The 16,057-nt window shown below is 57.9% G+C and carries 21 protein-coding genes; 9 read left to right on the top strand and 12 right to left on the bottom strand.

Annotated features, from left to right (window positions below; genetic code table 11):
- Positions 1 to 31: 31 nt before the first annotated feature.
- The gene (locus tag ACR0ER_RS00910) at positions 32 to 1,147 is read right to left on the bottom strand and encodes a carboxylate-amine ligase (RefSeq protein ID WP_480767318.1); all 1,116 of its coding nucleotides are present in this window, start codon (positions 1,145 to 1,147) and stop codon (positions 32 to 34) included.
- A 132-nt stretch (positions 1,148 to 1,279) separates the two neighbouring features.
- Between ACR0ER_RS00910 and ACR0ER_RS00905 the strand changes: the two genes are divergently transcribed.
- Positions 1,280 to 2,131 (top strand): class I SAM-dependent methyltransferase, encoded by an 852-nt coding sequence (locus ACR0ER_RS00905; protein ID WP_480767317.1) that lies wholly within the window; start codon positions 1,280 to 1,282, stop codon positions 2,129 to 2,131.
- Positions 2,132 to 2,191: 60 nt separating this feature from the next.
- The gene (locus tag ACR0ER_RS00900; protein ID WP_480767316.1) at positions 2,192 to 2,668 is read left to right on the top strand and encodes a fasciclin domain-containing protein; all 477 of its coding nucleotides are present in this window, start codon (positions 2,192 to 2,194) and stop codon (positions 2,666 to 2,668) included.
- 52 nt (positions 2,669 to 2,720) lie between these two features.
- On the opposite strand, the gene ACR0ER_RS00895 is transcribed toward ACR0ER_RS00900, so the two are convergent.
- Positions 2,721 to 3,305: a L,D-transpeptidase gene (locus ACR0ER_RS00895; RefSeq protein WP_480767504.1), complete on the bottom strand. Its 585-nt coding sequence runs from the start codon at positions 3,303 to 3,305 to the stop codon at positions 2,721 to 2,723.
- 196 nt (positions 3,306 to 3,501) lie between these two features.
- Positions 3,502 to 5,001: a CoA-acylating methylmalonate-semialdehyde dehydrogenase gene (locus ACR0ER_RS00890; protein WP_170329972.1), complete on the bottom strand. Its 1,500-nt coding sequence runs from the start codon at positions 4,999 to 5,001 to the stop codon at positions 3,502 to 3,504.
- A 103-nt stretch (positions 5,002 to 5,104) separates the two neighbouring features.
- Between ACR0ER_RS00890 and ACR0ER_RS00885 the strand changes: the two genes are divergently transcribed.
- From ACR0ER_RS00885 to coaD, 3 genes are all read left to right on the top strand, one after another.
- The gene (locus ACR0ER_RS00885; RefSeq protein ID WP_480767315.1) at positions 5,105 to 6,007 is read left to right on the top strand and encodes a LysR family transcriptional regulator; all 903 of its coding nucleotides are present in this window, start codon (positions 5,105 to 5,107) and stop codon (positions 6,005 to 6,007) included.
- A gap of 59 nt (positions 6,008 to 6,066) precedes the next feature.
- Positions 6,067 to 6,504 (top strand): CBS domain-containing protein, encoded by a 438-nt coding sequence (locus ACR0ER_RS00880; RefSeq protein WP_480767314.1) that lies wholly within the window; start codon positions 6,067 to 6,069, stop codon positions 6,502 to 6,504.
- A gap of 85 nt (positions 6,505 to 6,589) precedes the next feature.
- Positions 6,590 to 7,081, top strand: coding sequence for a pantetheine-phosphate adenylyltransferase (gene coaD / locus ACR0ER_RS00875; RefSeq protein ID WP_170329975.1), 492 nt, complete (start codon positions 6,590 to 6,592; stop codon positions 7,079 to 7,081).
- Here the strand turns inward: coaD and gap (ACR0ER_RS00870) are convergent.
- From gap (ACR0ER_RS00870) to gap (ACR0ER_RS00860), 3 genes are all read right to left on the bottom strand, one after another.
- Positions 7,073 to 8,077 carry a type I glyceraldehyde-3-phosphate dehydrogenase gene (gene gap, locus ACR0ER_RS00870; RefSeq protein WP_480767313.1) on the bottom strand — a complete coding sequence of 335 codons (1,005 nt, stop codon included), beginning with the start codon at positions 8,075 to 8,077 and terminating at the stop codon, positions 7,073 to 7,075. The genes coaD and gap (ACR0ER_RS00870) overlap by 9 nt on opposite strands.
- 81 nt (positions 8,078 to 8,158) lie before the next feature.
- Complete coding sequence (locus ACR0ER_RS00865) at positions 8,159 to 8,302, bottom strand: hypothetical protein (protein ID WP_480767312.1); 144 nt, start codon at positions 8,300 to 8,302, stop codon at positions 8,159 to 8,161.
- 71 nt (positions 8,303 to 8,373) lie between these two features.
- Positions 8,374 to 9,375: a type I glyceraldehyde-3-phosphate dehydrogenase gene (gene gap / locus ACR0ER_RS00860; RefSeq protein WP_480767311.1), complete on the bottom strand. Its 1,002-nt coding sequence runs from the start codon at positions 9,373 to 9,375 to the stop codon at positions 8,374 to 8,376.
- A 181-nt stretch (positions 9,376 to 9,556) separates the two neighbouring features.
- On the opposite strand from gap (ACR0ER_RS00860), the gene ACR0ER_RS00855 reads away from it, so the two are divergent.
- Positions 9,557 to 10,495, top strand: coding sequence for a DUF808 domain-containing protein (locus tag ACR0ER_RS00855; protein ID WP_480767310.1), 939 nt, complete (start codon positions 9,557 to 9,559; stop codon positions 10,493 to 10,495).
- 39 nt (positions 10,496 to 10,534) lie between these two features.
- Here ACR0ER_RS00855 and ACR0ER_RS00850 read toward each other — a convergent pair whose 3' ends face one another.
- Positions 10,535 to 10,885 (bottom strand): hypothetical protein, encoded by a 351-nt coding sequence (locus ACR0ER_RS00850; protein WP_480767309.1) that lies wholly within the window; start codon positions 10,883 to 10,885, stop codon positions 10,535 to 10,537.
- Positions 10,886 to 11,045: 160 nt separating this feature from the next.
- A complete protein-coding gene (tkt, locus tag ACR0ER_RS00845) occupies positions 11,046 to 13,067 on the bottom strand; it encodes a transketolase (protein WP_480767308.1) in 2,022 nt (673 codons plus the stop codon).
- Positions 13,068 to 13,301: 234 nt separating this feature from the next.
- Here tkt and ACR0ER_RS00840 point away from each other — a divergent pair, with 234 nt between their 5' ends.
- Genes ACR0ER_RS00840 through ACR0ER_RS00830 form a run of 3 tightly spaced genes read left to right on the top strand, consistent with a single transcriptional unit; the run spans position 13,302 to position 14,844 of the window.
- Positions 13,302 to 14,099, top strand: a complete 798-nt coding sequence (locus tag ACR0ER_RS00840) for a hypothetical protein (protein ID WP_480767307.1) — start codon at positions 13,302 to 13,304, stop codon at positions 14,097 to 14,099.
- Positions 14,099 to 14,494: a cell division protein ZapA gene (locus ACR0ER_RS00835; protein WP_170329983.1), complete on the top strand. Its 396-nt coding sequence runs from the start codon at positions 14,099 to 14,101 to the stop codon at positions 14,492 to 14,494. The genes ACR0ER_RS00840 and ACR0ER_RS00835 overlap by 1 nt, the downstream gene beginning before the upstream one ends.
- Complete coding sequence (locus ACR0ER_RS00830; RefSeq protein ID WP_480767306.1) at positions 14,491 to 14,844, top strand: MliC family protein; 354 nt, start codon at positions 14,491 to 14,493, stop codon at positions 14,842 to 14,844. Before ACR0ER_RS00835 ends, ACR0ER_RS00830 begins: the two co-directional genes overlap by 4 nt.
- On the opposite strand, the gene grxD is transcribed toward ACR0ER_RS00830, so the two are convergent.
- From grxD to ACR0ER_RS00810, 4 genes are read right to left on the bottom strand one after another with little or no spacing between them, the layout of a single operon-like run.
- Positions 14,845 to 15,207, bottom strand: coding sequence for a Grx4 family monothiol glutaredoxin (grxD, locus tag ACR0ER_RS00825; protein WP_480767305.1), 363 nt, complete (start codon positions 15,205 to 15,207; stop codon positions 14,845 to 14,847).
- Positions 15,194 to 15,484: a hypothetical protein gene (locus ACR0ER_RS00820; protein WP_480767304.1), complete on the bottom strand. Its 291-nt coding sequence runs from the start codon at positions 15,482 to 15,484 to the stop codon at positions 15,194 to 15,196. Before ACR0ER_RS00820 ends, grxD begins: the two co-directional genes overlap by 14 nt.
- Positions 15,481 to 15,738 (bottom strand): hypothetical protein, encoded by a 258-nt coding sequence (locus ACR0ER_RS00815; protein WP_480767303.1) that lies wholly within the window; start codon positions 15,736 to 15,738, stop codon positions 15,481 to 15,483. The genes ACR0ER_RS00820 and ACR0ER_RS00815 overlap by 4 nt, the downstream gene beginning before the upstream one ends.
- Positions 15,735 to 15,971 carry a BolA/IbaG family iron-sulfur metabolism protein gene (locus ACR0ER_RS00810; protein ID WP_155147029.1) on the bottom strand — a complete coding sequence of 79 codons (237 nt, stop codon included), beginning with the start codon at positions 15,969 to 15,971 and terminating at the stop codon, positions 15,735 to 15,737. The genes ACR0ER_RS00815 and ACR0ER_RS00810 overlap by 4 nt, the downstream gene beginning before the upstream one ends.
- Positions 15,972 to 16,057 lie beyond the last annotated feature (86 nt).

Below are 16,057 nucleotides of genomic sequence, written 5' to 3'. Positions count from 1 at the left end.
TTTGCAGGGCCAGCAATCACGCACTGATATGTCAAAGGTCCATGTGATATTCTTCGATCAGATGCCGGACCACCGCCTTGCCCGGATTGTCGCCCTTTGCCACGGCCTCGGCGTATGTGCGGCGTTGTCGCGTGGCTGAGGTGCCGGTTTGTGCAATCTGCTGCAGGCGAGCCAGCTCTGTCATGGTGCCCAGCGCCTCGGCATCTTCTGCCAACATACCCATGAGTTCACCCATCAGTTCGGGCATAGGTTTGATCGAGCGGTCACCGAAATCGATCAGACCTTCGCCGACGCCGTAACGCTGCGCGCGCCAGCGGTTTTCGCCGATCAGAAACTGGTCGTAATGCCGCCAGCGCAGGTTTCGGTCTTTCAGGCGACATAACATGCGGGTCAGGGCCTGTACCAGAACGGCCAGCGACAGCGTATGTTCCAGCCGCGGCTGTACATCCATGATCCGGGTTTCCAGCGTCGGGAATCGGTGTGACGGGCGCAGGTCCCACCAAATCTTCGTCGTATCCTCAATTACGCCAAGTTCCACCAGAATGCCGGTTGTACGTTCGTAATCAGACCAACTGGCCAGAACCGGAGGCAGGCCAGTGCGCGGCAGGTTGTCGAACACGGTCAGGCGGTAAGAGGACAGCCCCGTATCCTCTCCGTTCCAATAAGGAGAAGAGGTCGACAGCGCGAGCAGGTGCGGCAGGAAATACGAAAGCTGCGGCATCAGGTCGGCGCGCAGGGCAGGGTCCTCGACCCCTACATGCACATGCATCCCACAGATCAGCATCCTCCGCGCGACGCCGCCCAGCGCATGATGAAGCGCGTCATAGCGATCCTTGCGGGTGTGGTGCTGTTTCTTCCAGTCGGCGAATGGATGACAGGACACCGCAATCGGGGCGAGGTTATATTCGGCGGCGCGTTCCGCCACACAGGATCGCAGGCGTTTCAGGTCCTCGCGGGCCGACTTGACCGTCGTGTGGGGGCGGGTGCCGACCTCGATCTGGCACTGCAGGAATTCGGGGCTGACCTGTCCTTCGAAATCTGCTTGGCACGCCTCCATCAAGGCGGCAGGGGCTTCGGCAAGCTCAAGGCTGTCGCGATCGACCAGCAGATACTCTTCTTCGATGCCCAGCGTATACTCTTGCTGCATAACGGCCCTCGCTTACTTGTTCGTACCAGTGAATACGGAAATTCCTGTTTTGCCAAGCGTTTGACGCAGCCCGCCTTGCAGAGGCCCGGCAAGCAGCGGTAAGGAACAAGCGACAGGATAGTGGAGCCGCTCGTGAAACCCAGAAAATTCCCCAAGATCAATGAGGCCCTGGATGAGTTGGGGGTGAAGCTGGTCGACAAGGCCGTTGAAAACGACGAACGCGCCCGGCTTGAGGCGTTTGAACGGGCAGGCGGGTTGACCCGCCCGGCTTATGCCTTGTCACCTGGGATGGACGGGTTCGGTATCGGCCAGTTTGTTGCCGAGTACGGCCAACATGCCGAGGCGTTGGAGGCGCTAAAGGACCCGGCACGCAATCAGACCGGCTATCAGATCGGCAACGGTTACTATGACAGCCCCGACGCTGACGCGCTGTACCTGATTATCCGGCGGTTTGCACCGAAGCGGGTGATCGAAGTCGGCTGCGGCAACTCAACCCGCGTAACGCGTCAAGCGATTACCGATGGCGGGTTGGACACGCACATCACCGCGATTGACCCCTATCCGCGTGCCGACATCGCGCATGTTGTTGATCACTTCGAACAGAAACGGCTGGAGGAAGTTGACCCGGCGCTGTTCGATCAGCTTGAGGCTGGTGACGTTCTGTTCGTCGACTCCAGCCATGTAGTTCGGATGAGCAACGACGTTGCGCATCTTTTCTGCCGCATCATACCGGCGCTGAAACCGGGTGTGGTGATCCATGTCCACGATGTTTTTCTGCCCTATGAATACCCCAAGCGGTTCTTCTATGACTGCCCGGGTTGGGGGGAGCAGTACATGTTGCACGTTTTGCTGCAATCCGGCGCCTATTCAATGCTTTGGCCCGGGTATTACTTGCAACAGTCTCGTCCTGATGCGGTTGAAGCACTACCATTTCTGAAGGAAGGCCGTGCGCAAAGTATCTGGGTGCAAATAAAAGAAAAGTGATCCGCGCTGGCTGAGTCTCCGTAACTCTTTCCATAACAAGCTGGAGAGGAGACAACAGCCATGTTTCGCCGCACATTCATGGGCGCCGCCGCCGCACTAGCCCTTGCCCTACCTGTAAAGGCGCAGGCCGCTGACATCGTTGACACCGCAGTATCGGCCGGATCGTTCAACACTTTGGTCGCTGCGGTTCAAGCCGCGGGTTTGGTAGATACGCTGAAAGGCGATGGTCCATTCACCGTTTTCGCCCCGACAGATGAGGCTTTTGCCGCGCTGCCGGAAGGTACTGTCGAGACGCTGTTGCAGCCGGAAAACAAGGATCAGTTAGTCGAAATCCTGACCTATCATGTGGTTCCGGCCAAGGTGATGTCGGGTGATATTGCCGGTAAACGGGCCAAGGTTCTGACCGTGCAAGGCGACCGTCTGAGTGTAAATGCACGGAACGGCGTTAAAGTTAATGACGCTAAGGTCGTGCAGGCCGACATCGAAGCCAGCAATGGCGTTATACATGTTGTAGATGCAGTAATCCTGCCAGAATAACGCCCCCCCGCGAAAGAAAAAGCCCCGGTCCTGATGGCCGGGGTTTTGTTCGTCAGATCAGTCTGACTTGAGTTCCGATCTGCACCAGAGGATACAGTTCCTCTACATGCTGATTATACAGGCCAATACATCCCGATGAGCTTTGGCGACCAATCTTGCGTGTATCGTGGGTGCCGTGCACCAGATAAGCGGGCCAACCCAGATACATCGCACGCGTGCCCAGCGGATTACCCGGATCACCACCTTCCACGCGAGCCGGCAGGGTCGGGTCGCGTTCACGCATATTGGCAGTTGGCGTCCAGCTTGGGTTTTCGGTCTTGCGTACGACCTTGGTGTAGCCGCGCTTTGTCAGCTCTTCACTCATAGGTACCGAGCTGGGATATAGTTTGTAGGTTCCATCCGGACTCCAATAGTGAACCGCGCGGCTGGTGATGTCGGCCAGCAGACAACCAACGCCCAACTGGTCGAAGTGATCCTGCCAGTTCTGTTGCGAGAACGACGACACGTTGCGGCGGACCGGCAGTTGCGTGCTAATCGCTTCTTCATCGGTCGGGAATGCGTCGCTGCTTTGCGCACGTACAATGGCTGGCGTCGCCAGAAGAGACGCTGCGCCCAACAATGCAGAGCGACGAGTCATGCGGGGATTTGACAAATTGGCCTCCGGTTCAGGAACTGCTCGAGCAATAATTTGCTGTAAAGTATTGGCCATCGCGCCAATTTTCTAGGGTGCGCAAGCTGAATTTATCGTGAAATCGATTGTTTTGGCGGCGCTTCGCCGAAAAAACCCGGCCTGTGACAGGCCGGGTTCGGTTCATACAGAATTCAGCAGTGGATCAGTCCATTGCCTTGAAGTTGAACTCGCCACCTTCTTTGATGCCCGAGGGCCAGCGCGCGGTGACGGTCTTGGTGCGGGTGTAGAACTTGAAGCTGTCCGGACCGTGCTGGTTCAGGTCACCGAACATGGATTTCTTCCAGCCGCCAAAGGTGTGGTAGGCCAGCGGAACCGGGATTGGAACGTTGACGCCGACCATGCCGATGTTGATCCGGCTGGCAAAGTCACGCGCGGTGTCACCGTCACGAGTGAAGATCGCAGTGCCGTTGCCGTATTCGTGATCCATTGCCAGGCCAATCGCCTCTTCGTAGGAACCAGCGCGGACAGTCGACAGAACAGGGCCGAAAATTTCCTGCTTGTAGATGTCCATCTCGGGCGTGACGTGGTCGAACAGGTGCGGGCCGACAAAGAAGCCGTCCTCATAGCCCTGCAAGCTGAAATCGCGGTTGTCGACAACCAGCTTGGCACCTTGCTCAACGCCTGAGTTGATCAGGCCGAGGATGCGCTCTTTCGCAGCGGCGGTAACAACGGGGCCCATGTCCACGTCGTCGCCGGCGGTGTAGGGGCCAACCTTCAGTTTTTCAATGCGCGGGATCAGTTTTTCGATCAGCGCGTCGGCGGTCTCTTCACCAACCGGAACAGCAACCGAAACCGCCATGCAGCGTTCGCCTGCTGCGCCGAAACCAGCACCAACCAGCGCGTCAGCCGCCTGATCCAGATCCGCGTCGGGCATTACGATCATGTGGTTCTTGGCGCCGCCGAAGCATTGTGCACGCTTGCCGTTGGCGGTTGCGCGACTGTAAATATACTGTGCGATCGGGGTAGAACCTACAAAGCTGACGCCCTGAATGATCTCGCTGTCGAGGATGGTGTCCACGGCCTCCTTGTCGCCGTTGACGACCTGGAAGACACCCTTGGGCAGACCGGCTTCGACGAACAGTTCGGCCAGCATCAGCGGTACCGAGGGGTCACGCTCGGAAGGCTTCAGAACCACGGCGTTGCCGCAGGCTAGTGCCGGACCAACGTGCCACAGCGGCATCATGGCGGGGAAGTTGAAAGGCATGATCGAGCCGACAACACCCAGAGGCTGACGCATCGAGTACATGTCGATACCGGGGCCCGCGCTGTCGGTGAATTCACCCTTCAGCATCTGAGGTGCGCCGATGCAGTATTCGATCACTTCCAGACCACGCTGCAGGTCGCCTTTGGCATCGGGGATTGTTTTGCCGTGCTCGCGGCTCAGTGCTTCGGCCAGTTTGTCCATGTCGCGGTTCATCAGGCCGACCATGGCCATCATCACGCGCGCACGCTTCTGTGGGTTAGTTGCGCCCCAGGCGGGTTGCGCCGCAGCGGCAGCCTCGATGGCGGCGGTGGTTTCCGCAACACTGGCCATCGGGCAGCGATACTGAACCTCGCCGGTTGCCGGGTTGAACACGTCGTCGAAACGACCTGAGGTTCCGGCGGTCATCTCGCCATTCAGGAAGTGGGTCAGATCTTGCATCGATAGCTCCTCCGATAGATTTGAGCGCACAATAGGCTTGCAAAAATTCTGCGAACAGAGGCAATGTCTCAAAAGAGCTTTGCAAAAATGCAAAAGGTGGAACATGAACCCGAATTGGGATGACATGCGTGTTTTTCTGGAGGTCGCGCGCGAAGAAAGCCTGTCTTCTGCAGGGCGCATCCTGAAGATCGACCCGGCTACGGTTGGACGGCGCATTGCCCGGTTAGAGGCGACGTTGGACGCAACCCTGTTCACAAAGTCCCAACAGGGATACGTGCTGACGTCAGCGGGAGAGCGCCTGTTGGATCACGGCCTGCAGGCCGAAGAAGCAATGCGTGCAGCAGCGGGTGCTGTGGTAGGCTCGACCAAATCGCTGAGCGGTCAGATCCGGATCGGAGCGCCCGATGGCAGCGCGAATTATCTGCTGCCGCAGGTTTGCGCGAAAATCAGCGATGCCAACCCCGATCTTGATATCCAGATTCTGGCGTTGCCGCGGATCATCAACCTGTCCCGGCGCGAAGCAGATATGGCATTGACCGTCAGTGCACCAACCGCAGGAAAGCTTCTGGTCAAACGGATCAGCGATTACAAATTGCACCTCGTGGCAACACTGGATTACTTGGAGCGCCAAGAACCCATTCACTCTGTCGCGGATCTAAAAGGCCACAGGTTGATTGGATACATCCCGGACATGATCTTTGACCGCGAACTGGACTATCTCAACGATATCGGCGTTGACCGTGTCGCGCTTGCATCGAATTCGGTTTCGGTTCAACTGCGTCAGGTGTCGCTTGGCACCGGGGTGGGTGTGGCCCATGACTTCACGTTGCCCTTCCACCGGAACCTGCGGAAAATCCTGACGGATCAAGTAAGTTTGACCCGAAGTTTCTACCTTGTGCGGCATCAGGGCGACCAGCGTAACGAACGGTTAAACCGCTTTGCCGACGCCCTGACGCACGGCATCCGTGACGAAGTTGCGCGGCTAGAAGCCGATGCCGATGCTTGACAGGTCGACTCAATCGCGCAACGCTTTGGAATAAGATTATTATTTCGGAGGTGTTCTTCATGCTCGTACAGGCCATTCTGAAATCCAAGGCAACAGAAGGCGTGGTGACGGTCGAACCTTCGGCGACAGTCTCAGAAGCTTCGAAGATTCTTGCTGAAAAACGTATCGGTACCGTTGTTGTGTCAGAGGATGGTGGGCAGACCGCAGCCGGAATTTTGTCCGAACGCGATATCGTCCGGGAACTGGCCGCAAGCGGGAGCGGGTGCCTGAACCAACCAGTCAGTTCTTATATGACTCAAGACCTGATTACGACGACGCGGCAGGCCACTGTTCAGGATATCATGGCCAGCATGACCGAAGGCCGCTTTCGCCACATGCCGGTGGTTGAAGAAGGCAAGCTGGTCGGAATCGTGACGCTTGGCGACGTGGTTAAGGCGCAGCTAGCGGAATTGGCGATGGAAAAAGATGCGTTGCAAGGCATGATTATGGGCCACTGACGGCCCGGAACTCCGAACAGATCGCTTGCACCTGCATCAAGTTTATGTTTGCTTGCGCAGAAATTTTTTTGCGCAGGAGGGCGTAATGCGGGTTGCATTATATCCTGGTACCTTTGACCCGATCACTTTGGGCCATATTGACATTATCCGCCGTGCCTCGGCGCTGGTGGACAAGTTGGTGATCGGCGTCGCCATCAATCGGGACAAAGGGCCGATGTTCACTCTGGAAGAGCGCGTTGCCATGATTGAGGCAGAATGTGCGCATCTGTCCGAACAGACTGGGACCGAGATTGTCGCACATCCGTTTGAAAACCTGCTGATCGATTGCGCCCGCGACGTGGGTGCTCAGATCATCGTGCGAGGGTTGCGGGCTGTGGCGGATTTCGAGTATGAATTCCAGATGGTTGGCATGAACCGCGCGCTGGACAACTCAATCGAGACCGTGTTCCTGATGGCCGAGGCGCGGCATCAGGCCATCGCATCGAAACTGGTGAAAGAGATCGCGCGGCTGAACGGGGACGTGTCGAAATTCGTCACGCCCCGGGTTAATGACGCCCTGCGTGAAAGGTTAGGCTAGGGCGCCCATAGCGGCTGCTGTGTCCAGCATCCGGTTAGAGAATCCCCATTCATTGTCGTACCACGCTAGCACGCGCACCAGCGTGCCGTCGGTGACTTTGGTTTCCGCGAGCGACACGGTTGAGCTGTGGGCGTCGTGGTTGAAATCCATTGACACCAGCGGGCGGCTTTCTGCGGCCAGAACGCCGGGGATTTTGGCAGCAGCTTCGACGAACAGCGCATTGACCTCTTCTTCGGAGGTAGGGCGTGAGACCTCGGCCACCAGATCAACGACGGAAACGTTGGGCGTAGGGACGCGGATCGCTTGACCGGTCAGTTTCCCCGCCAGTTGTGGCAGAACCAGCCCAACGGCAGCGGCTGCGCCAGTTGTGGTCGGGATCATCGACAAAGCCGCGGCGCGTGACAGGTAAGGGTCCTTGCCAGCGGTATCGTGGACCGGCTGGCTGGCGGTATAGGCGTGAACGGTGGTCATGTTGCCATGCAGGATGCCCAGTCCAGCGTCCAGCGCAGCGGCCACCGGAGACAGGCAGTTCGTGGTGCACGAAGCGTTCGATACCACCGTGTCCTCGGCGGTCAGTTCGTGCTCGTTTACGCCAAACACAACCGTTTTAACCGCGCCATCACCGCGCGCAGGCGCCGAGATCAGCACTTTTTTCGAACCGTTTTTCAGATGACGTTCGGCAGCTTCGCGTGTGCGGAACACGCCGGTGCACTCCAAAACCACGTCGACATCCGACCAGTTCAGCGCCTCGGGGTCACGCTCGCTGGTCAGACGGATGGGACCGGCACCAACGTCCAGGCCTGCTTCGGACAACGTGACTGTGTTGGGGTAACGACCATGCACGCTGTCAAACTCAAACAGATGCGCGTTCATTTCGGGTTTCGCCAGATCGTTGATCGCAACAATTTCCACATCCGTGCGCCCGGTCTCCATCACCGCGCGCAGAACGCCGCGTCCGATCCGCCCGAATCCGTTGATTGCCAGCTTGAGTGTCATTTTCTGCTCCGTTCGAATATCGGGTTGATTGAGTTAGCGCTAACATCGCGGGAAAAACGAAAATGTCAAGAAAAACCTCTGTCAGCGCCAGAAAGCGAGCCAATCAAGAAAGTCGTAGAGCTTTTTTCCGAGAAACAGCAAATGCTCGGGGCCAAAAATGGCATAGTCGATAATGATCGCACCAAGGATCAAGAGGCCGAGCCAGAAAGCGATTTGGTTGGTCATGTTGGCCCCAAACGAAAATGCCCGCCCAGATAACCTGAGCGGGCAAAAAGGTTCAAGATTTCAAACCGGTCTTAGTTAAGGCGACCCATGGCAACTGCGACATCGGCCATACGAACCGAGAAGCCCCATTCGTTGTCATACCAGGCCAGAACGCGAACCAGTCGGCCATCCACAACGCGGGTTTGATCCGGTGCGAAGATCGAGCTTTCTTCGGTGTGGTTGAAATCGGTCGAAACCAGCGGCGCGGGCTCATAGCCGAGAACGCGCTGCATCGGGCCTTGTGCGGCTTCGCGGACGATCTCGTTAACCTCTTCGACGGTCACTTCGCGCGAGGAGCGGAAGGTGAGGTCAACAGCCGAGACGTTCGGGGTGGGAACGCGGATCGCCGAGCCGTCCAGACGGCCTTTGAGGTTCGGCAGAACCTCACCCAGGGCTTTGGCGGCACCTGTCGAAGTCGGGATCATCGACATTGCTGCAGCGCGAGCGCGGTACAGGTCGCTGTGACGACGGTCCAGTGTCGGCTGGTCACCGGTATAGGCGTGGATCGTGGTCATGATGCCGTTTTCGATGCCCAGACCTTCGTCCAGAACCTTGGCAAGCGGAGCAAGGCAGTTCGTGGTGCAGGATCCGTTCGAAACCATATTGTCGTTTGCAGTCAGAGTGTTGTGGTTCACTCCGAACACGATGGTTTTGTCGACATTCTTACCCGGTGCGGACAGCAGAACTTTGCTGGCGCCACGCTCCAGGTGAGTTTTGGCTTTCAGACCGTCATTGAATTTTCCGGTGCATTCCAGAACGACGTCGCAGCCTTCCCAGTCCAGCTCGTTCATGTCGTAGGTCGAAAACATCTCCATCGGGCCACGGCCCAGATCCATGGTGTTGCCATTGATAGCGATGTCACGGGGGAAACGGCCATGTACACTGTCGTATTTCAGCAGATGCGCGGTTGTTTCCAGCGGGCCGGTCGCGTTAACCTTGATCACTTCGATGTCGTTACGGCCTGACGCGGCGATGTGCGACAGGGTGCAGCGGCCGATGCGGCCAAAACCATTGATACCGACCTTGATGGTCATATGACGTCTCCAAATGCGCTTGCTTTGCAGGCCATATAGCGGTGAAACTTGAATCTCAAAAGACTAAAAGCGGCATATTTTTAAGGTGTTAGCGCAAACCTCATGAGATTGCGCTAACGCTTGCGCTAGCTGAGGGATCGGGTAGGGTCCGGTTGCGGCAGGATACTGGAAAGGATGCGCGATGAGCGGTCTGTTGGCCCTTTTGGATGATGTGGCTGGAATAGCCAAGGTTGCGGCGTCATCGGTGGACGACGTGGTTGCGGCGGCGGGCAAGGCTGGCGCCAAGACGGCCGGCGTGATCATCGACGATGCGGCGGTCACTCCGAAATACGTTCAGGGCTTTGCGCCAGCGCGCGAGTTGCCGATCATCTGGCGTATTGCGCGCGGGTCGATTTTCAACAAGATCGTGCTGTTGCTGCCGGTGGCTTTGTTGCTGGCCAATTTCGCGCCGTGGCTGATCACGCCTTTGCTGATGTTGGGTGGGTCGTATTTATGTTTCGAAGGGGCCGAGAAGATTTTCCACGTCCTGTTCCCGCATGGCAGCCACGCCATCGACGAAGACATGAACGTGCGCGACCCCGGTCATCTTGAGGAGCAGAAGGTCAAAGGTGCAATCAAGACTGATTTCATCCTGTCTGCTGAGATTATGACCATTGCGCTGGCTGCAATCGAGGCCCCGAACCTGTGGATGCAGGCCGCGACGCTGGCTGTTGTGGGGATTGGTGTGACGGTTGCCGTTTATGGCTCGGTCGCGCTTATCGTGAAAATGGATGATGTGGGCCTTTATCTGGCTCAAAATGCTCCGACACCCATTGGCCGCGGACTAGGGCGCGGTTTGGTCAAAGCGATGCCGGGCGTGATGAAGACTCTGTCGATTGTCGGGACTGCCGCAATGCTGTGGGTCGGCGGGTCGATTGTCATCCACGGGATGGAGGTTCTGGGCTTTGGTTGGCTGGGCCATCACATCCACGATTGGGCCTATGCTGTCGGACACATGGTGTCAGCGCAGTACGAAGGTGCCGTCGAATGGATCGCCAAAGCGACCATGGACGGAGTGTTTGGTCTGGCTTGGGGCATGGTTTTGATCCCCCTGGCAACGAAACTGTTGAAGAAGCACTGAGTTTTTCCCGTGGCGTTTTTCGCCACGGGGCAGCACATGTCAGTATTCGTTCGGGTTGCCTTTGACGACGACACCTGCGCCGTCCACTTTTCCGTCTTTGTACAGGGTCACAGCTGCGCCATCGATTTTGAGATCCCAGCAGTTCTCAGGATCGGTGCCGTATTGAAAGCACATCCCGTTATCGGTGGCTTTCCAAACGCCAGTGTACCCGTCGCCTTTGATGGTGCCGTCTGCGGCGTAAAACTCAGTGAACGCGCCCGACAACATGCCACCTTGGTAAGTGTGGTCGCTCATTGCGTTTTGGATTTCTTCCTTGGATGCAAACGAACCAGCTGCGGCAGAAGATGCCGCGACGAACGTTGTGAGAAGAATAGCCGTTTTGCGTAACATGTCTGTGCTCCCTGTTCCTGACAGAATGCACCTGACTTAGCCGGGGTAGGGGCAGGGTGTAGGATGATGGCCTTCACAACAGCTCACCAATCCGTGACGTCACCAACATGAAAAAAGGCGACCGGATGGGTCGCCTTTTGTTGTTCTTCTCTGAGCAGATTTAACCCAGCAGTTCCTTGACCTTGGCCACGGTCGCCTCGGCGGTGATGCCGAAGTGCTTGTACAGTTCACCTGCAGGCGCAGACGCACCAAAGCCCGACATGCCGATGAAACCGGCTTTGGCTTCGCGGCCACGCTCGCCCAGCAGCCAGCGGTCCCAACCTCCGGCGCGGACGGCAGCCTCGATGCCGACACGAACCGCACCAGCGGGCAGAACGCGTTTGCGGTAGGCTTCGTCCTGCTCAGCGAACAGCTCCATGCAGGGCATCGAGACGACGCGGGTTCCGATGCCATCAGCCTCGAGCATCGCCTTGGCTTCCATCGCCAGCGAAACCTCGGAGCCGGTGGCGATCAGGATGGCCTGACGCTTGCCCTCGGCTTCGGCCAGAACGTAGGCTCCCTGTGCAACCAGGTTCTTGGTTTTGTGGTCTTTCCGCACTGTTGCCACGCCCTGACGGGTCAGCGACAGGACCGAGGGGCTTTCTTTGAAGGTCAGCGCCAATTCCCAGGCTTCGGCGGTTTCAACCGTGTCGGCGGGGCGGAACACATAGGTGTTCGGCGTCGCGCGCGAAATAGCCAGATGCTCGACCGGCTGGTGGGTCGGGCCATCTTCGCCCAGACCGATCGAGTCATGGGTCATCACGAAGACCGACGGCACTTTCATCAGCGCGGCCAGACGCATGGACGGGCGGGCATAGTCGGTGAAAGCCATGAAGGTGCCGCCATAGGGGCGAATGCCGCCATGCAGCGCCATGCCGTTCATCGCAGCGGCCATGCCGTGTTCACGGATACCGTAGTGGATATAGCGGCCCTTGCGGTTTTCCGGCAGGAACACGCCCATATCGGCCGATTTGGTGTTGTTCGAACCGGTCAGGTCGGCCGAGCCGCCAACGGTCTCGGTCATGATCGGGTTCACAACGTTCAGAACCTTCTCGGACGAAGCGCGGGTGGCCAGTTTCGGCTGGTCTTCCGACATCTGTTTCTTGAACGAACGGATGGCGCCGGCCAGTTTCTTCGGCGCTTCGAACGCATAGGCGCGGTTGAACTCGGCCTGCTTACGCTCGGACAGCTGCGCGAAACGCTCTTCCCATTCGGCACGCTCGGCAGCACCGCGGGCACCGATGGCTTCCCATGCGGATTTCACATTAGCCGGGACTTCGAACGCGTCATGCGGCCAACCGTAACCGTCTTTCGCGGCCTTCAGCTGATCCTGATCAGTCAGCGCGCCGTGACCTTTTGAAGTGTCCTGCGCAGCGTGACCCAGAGCGATGTGGCTTTCACATGCGATCATGGTCGGCTTGTTCGACTTCTTCGCCTGAACGATGGCAGCGTCGATTGCCTGTGGGTCATGACCGTCGATCTCGATCACATGCCAGCCCGAGGCCGCGAAACGGCGCACCTGATCGGTGCGGTCAGCCATATCCACGGTGCCGTCGATGGTGATGTTGTTGTTGTCCCAGAAGACGATCAGCTTGCTCAACTCGTGACGACCGGCCAGAGTAATAGCCTCTTGGCTGACGCCTTCCATAAGGCACCCGTCGCCCGCGATCACATAGGTGTAGTGGTCCACGACCTTCTTGCCATAATGCGCGCGCTGGATTTCCTCGGCCATGGCAAAGCCCACAGCGTTCGAGATGCCCTGACCCAGCGGGCCGGTTGTGGTCTCGATCCCGTCGACAAGGAAGTTTTCAGGATGGCCTGCAGTCTTCGCGCCCAGCTGGCGGAAGTTCTTGATCTCGTCCAGCGTGACGTCCGAATGACCCGTGAGATACAGCAGTGAGTAGATCAGCATCGAGCCATGTCCCGCCGACAGGATGAACCGGTCACGGTCGGGCCAGCTTGGGGCCGAGGCGTCGAATTTCAGGTGCTTTTCGAACAGCACGGTCGCAACATCGGCCATGCCCATCGGCATACCGGAATGGCCGGAATTGGCGGCGGCGACGGCGTCAAGGGTCAGGGTGCGGATGGCCGCAGCTTTGTCCCAGTGTTCGGGGTTTGCATTGCGCAGCGCAGTCAGGTCCACGGGCGTTGTTCCTTTGGATTACAGGCAGATGGGCGCTCAATACCATCCACCCCCCAAAGTGCAAGCGGAACCGGGTTTTCTGACTTTTGTATGGTTCAAGAACCCGGCCCAAGTTGTTGAAAGCAAACAGTGGGTATTTTCCACCGCGTTGGGTTAGACTAGGCCAAGACACGGTTGATGTTGATTCGGACACAACTGAGAAGCAAGGAACCTTGGTTAAGAGGTGGCAGGGGCATGAGCCAGATCGAAGAACTACAGCGCCGTATCATTGCCGCGATGGATCGGATCGGAACCGGAGTTGAGGCGCTGAGGGATGTGGCCTCGGTGGGCGTGGGTGCGGATGATACCCTGCGTGCGGCACTGGATGACGAACGCGTCGCCAATGCGCAGTTGGAAGAACGTCTGAAAACACTGAAGGAACGTCACGAACGGGAAGTCGACGCTATGCGCGCCGACATGGAAAGCCTGCGGACGGCGCCGGTTGAAGATCCCGAAAATGGAGCGTTGCGCGAACAGCTGGCAGCGGCGACCGCAAAGCTGGCCTCGGTCGAGGCCGCCCGTGCGGAATTGGCGGCGGCCAAGGCGGCGCTGGAAAATCAGGATGAGCTTGAAGCGCTCAAAGCTGAAAATGCTCAACTGGCGGCGGCGGTCAGTGCTGCGCAGGCCGTTGAGGCAGAAAACCAACGCCTTAGATCGGAGCTGGCCGATAGCGAGCGCGTGTCCGAATTGAGCACTGAGTTGGACATGCTGCGTGCAGAACGCGCCAGTCACGGGGCAGCAATGTCACGGCTGGATGATGATTTGCAGCGGATGCGCAAAGCGAACGAGCAACTGCGCCAATCGGTGGACGAACTACGCGCTGCGGCCGAAGATGGCCTTCCCGACGCTGATCTGCTCAATCGCGCCACAGTGGCCGAGCTTGAGGCGACGCGCGCCGCGCAGGCAACGGATGCGGCCGAGGCACACGCAGTTTTGGCCAGACTTGAACCGCTGTTGTCGCAAGCGAAACTGGCGGAAGGAGAGGTGGAATAATGCCCGAAGTTACCATTCAAATCGGTGGACGCGGCTTTGACGTCTCTTGTCAGGAAGGCGAAGAGGCTTTTCTGCATTCCGCAGCCAAGATGCTGGATGACGAAGCACAGGTTCTGTCTGATCAGATCGGCCGCATGCCTGAATCGCGGATGCTTTTGATGGCCGGTTTGATGTTGGCGGATAAAACAGCCGGGACGGAAGAAAAAATCATGGCGCTCGAAGCTAAGCTGGCCTCTGTCGAAGCAGAGTTACACGCGCTTAGAAACATGCCGCCACCAGAGCCAGAGCGCATTGAGGTGGCCGTTGTGCCGCCTTCGGTGACGGATACCCTGGCGGAATTGGCCGCGCGGGCAGAAGCTCTGGCCTCTGTGATCGAAGAAAGGTCTTCCGAATGAGCGCTGTCAGAACCCTAACCTGTGCCGCAATCATGACGCTGCCAGCCGGTTTGGCTTGGGCTGAGATCGACATTCTGCCGGTCACATTTACCTGCGATAACGGAGTTCCTTTGGAAGTTGCCTATTTCAACGCTCCGGACGGCTCTAGCGCAGCGGCGATGGTCGTGGACAATCAACTGGTCACCTTGCAGCAGACCGAAAGCGGATCAGGCATTCGCTACGAATCGTCAGGAGGGGCAGGGACGTACATCTTACGTTCCAAAGGCTGGGACGCCACCGTGGGCTATCTGGCGGCAGGTTCGGATGCCGCCAGCGAGCAAATCGTTCTACAAAACTGCAGCAGCCGCTGATCAGGCGTTCGCTTCGCGGATCTTGTCTGCAGCTTCTTTGTTATAACCGACGCCATTGTCGTCAAACAGAGTATCCAGCTCGCCCGACAGGGTCATCTCGGTGATGATGTCGCAACCGCCGACGAACTCACCTTTAACGAAAAGCTGCGGCACGGTCGGCCAGTCAGAATAGTCCTTGATGCCCTGACGTACCTCTTCATCGGCCAGAACGTTCACATCGGTGTAGTTCACACCCATGTAGTTCAGAACACCGGCCACGCGGGACGAGAACCCACATTGCGGCATTTCCTTGGTGCCTTTCATGTACAGCACCACATCGTTGGCTTTGACGGTTTCGTCGATCTGAGTTTTAACGTCGCTCATCTTGCTTGTCCTCTTCACCCGCATCCGCGGTGGTCGTTTCCTTCTGTGACGGGTCAGAGGTCCATCCTTCTTCCTCCAACCGTCGGTGTTCGGCTTGCGCCAGGGCCAGTGGGTCCAGCCCGTATCTTTCGATGCCACCAACCTTGCTGATCTTGTCCGGGTCCGGACGCATGTCGGCGAGGTTACGTTTCCTGTTCCGCTTCACATAGGCTTCGATCAGGGCTGCGGCAACAACCAATGTTGCTATTGCGCCTATCCAGAACAGCCAGCCATTCATTTTTTCGGAGCCATGGCTTCGGCGTATTCATGAGGGTCTCTTGGAATTAGTCCAGCTTGTCCTTGATCCCCATTAAGGCCGTTAAAGCTTGAAGCAACCAGTGTAGCGTTTTGGCTGGGAGGCGCACCTTTGGGAGTCCGGGTAACCGGCTTTCGATTTGATTTGCTACGTCTGAAAATCGCCACCATGTACACGCCGATGATGGCAAACAGCACAACGCCCCAAATCGAGTATGCCCAAAAAGCTGTGCTCATTCAGGCACTTTTGTTGTCAACGCCAGCGCGTGCAGCTCTCCGTCCGGGCCGTCCATCTTGCCCTTCAGCGCCGCATAGACCGCGCGTTGCTGTTGAACCCGGTTTTTCCCTCGAAAGCTCTCGTCCACTACCATGGCGGACATGTGTACGCCGTCATGCCCGCCGACCTGAATTTCCGCATCCGGAAAGGCTTCGCGCAGCAGGTGTTCGATTTCGTGGGCGCTCATCGGCATGTAGGTTACTCCTGAAGGTCTTTCCCAAGATGTAGAGCGCCAAGGCGGGGCGCGCAAGGGTGTGAAGGGGGGCTGAAAACGACAAA

The organism is Ruegeria sp. CH8 (assembly GCF_056536985.1).
This window is presented reverse-complemented; position numbering and strand designations above follow the sequence as displayed.

Excerpts from the sequence above, each read along its gene's own strand:
- ACR0ER_RS00850 (WP_480767309.1), bottom strand. The coding sequence starts at position 10,885 with ATGTTACGCAAAACGGCTATTCTTCTCACAACGTTCGTCGCGGCATCT.
- ACR0ER_RS00835 (WP_170329983.1), top strand. The coding sequence starts at position 14,099 with ATGCCCGAAGTTACCATTCAAATCGGTGGACGCGGCTTTGACGTCTCT.
- ACR0ER_RS00895 (WP_480767504.1), bottom strand. The coding sequence starts at position 3,305 with ATGACTCGTCGCTCTGCATTGTTGGGCGCAGCGTCTCTTCTGGCGACG.
- ACR0ER_RS00820 (WP_480767304.1), bottom strand. The coding sequence starts at position 15,484 with ATGAATGGCTGGCTGTTCTGGATAGGCGCAATAGCAACATTGGTTGTT.
- ACR0ER_RS00830 (WP_480767306.1), top strand. The coding sequence starts at position 14,491 with ATGAGCGCTGTCAGAACCCTAACCTGTGCCGCAATCATGACGCTGCCA.
- gap (WP_480767313.1), bottom strand. The coding sequence starts at position 8,077 with ATGACACTCAAGCTGGCAATCAACGGATTCGGGCGGATCGGACGCGGC.
- ACR0ER_RS00810 (WP_155147029.1), bottom strand. The coding sequence starts at position 15,971 with ATGCCGATGAGCGCCCACGAAATCGAACACCTGCTGCGCGAAGCCTTT.
- ACR0ER_RS00910 (WP_480767318.1), bottom strand. The coding sequence starts at position 1,147 with ATGCAGCAAGAGTATACGCTGGGCATCGAAGAAGAGTATCTGCTGGTC.
- gap (WP_480767311.1), bottom strand. The coding sequence starts at position 9,375 with ATGACCATCAAGGTCGGTATCAATGGTTTTGGCCGCATCGGCCGCTGC.
- ACR0ER_RS00885 (WP_480767315.1), top strand. The coding sequence starts at position 5,105 with ATGAACCCGAATTGGGATGACATGCGTGTTTTTCTGGAGGTCGCGCGC.
- ACR0ER_RS00890 (WP_170329972.1), bottom strand. The coding sequence starts at position 5,001 with ATGCAAGATCTGACCCACTTCCTGAATGGCGAGATGACCGCCGGAACC.
- ACR0ER_RS00865 (WP_480767312.1), bottom strand. The coding sequence starts at position 8,302 with ATGACCAACCAAATCGCTTTCTGGCTCGGCCTCTTGATCCTTGGTGCG.
- ACR0ER_RS00840 (WP_480767307.1), top strand. The coding sequence starts at position 13,302 with ATGAGCCAGATCGAAGAACTACAGCGCCGTATCATTGCCGCGATGGAT.
- ACR0ER_RS00880 (WP_480767314.1), top strand. The coding sequence starts at position 6,067 with ATGCTCGTACAGGCCATTCTGAAATCCAAGGCAACAGAAGGCGTGGTG.
- ACR0ER_RS00855 (WP_480767310.1), top strand. The coding sequence starts at position 9,557 with ATGAGCGGTCTGTTGGCCCTTTTGGATGATGTGGCTGGAATAGCCAAG.
- grxD (WP_480767305.1), bottom strand. The coding sequence starts at position 15,207 with ATGAGCGACGTTAAAACTCAGATCGACGAAACCGTCAAAGCCAACGAT.
- coaD (WP_170329975.1), top strand. The coding sequence starts at position 6,590 with ATGCGGGTTGCATTATATCCTGGTACCTTTGACCCGATCACTTTGGGC.
- ACR0ER_RS00900 (WP_480767316.1), top strand. The coding sequence starts at position 2,192 with ATGTTTCGCCGCACATTCATGGGCGCCGCCGCCGCACTAGCCCTTGCC.
- ACR0ER_RS00815 (WP_480767303.1), bottom strand. The coding sequence starts at position 15,738 with ATGAGCACAGCTTTTTGGGCATACTCGATTTGGGGCGTTGTGCTGTTT.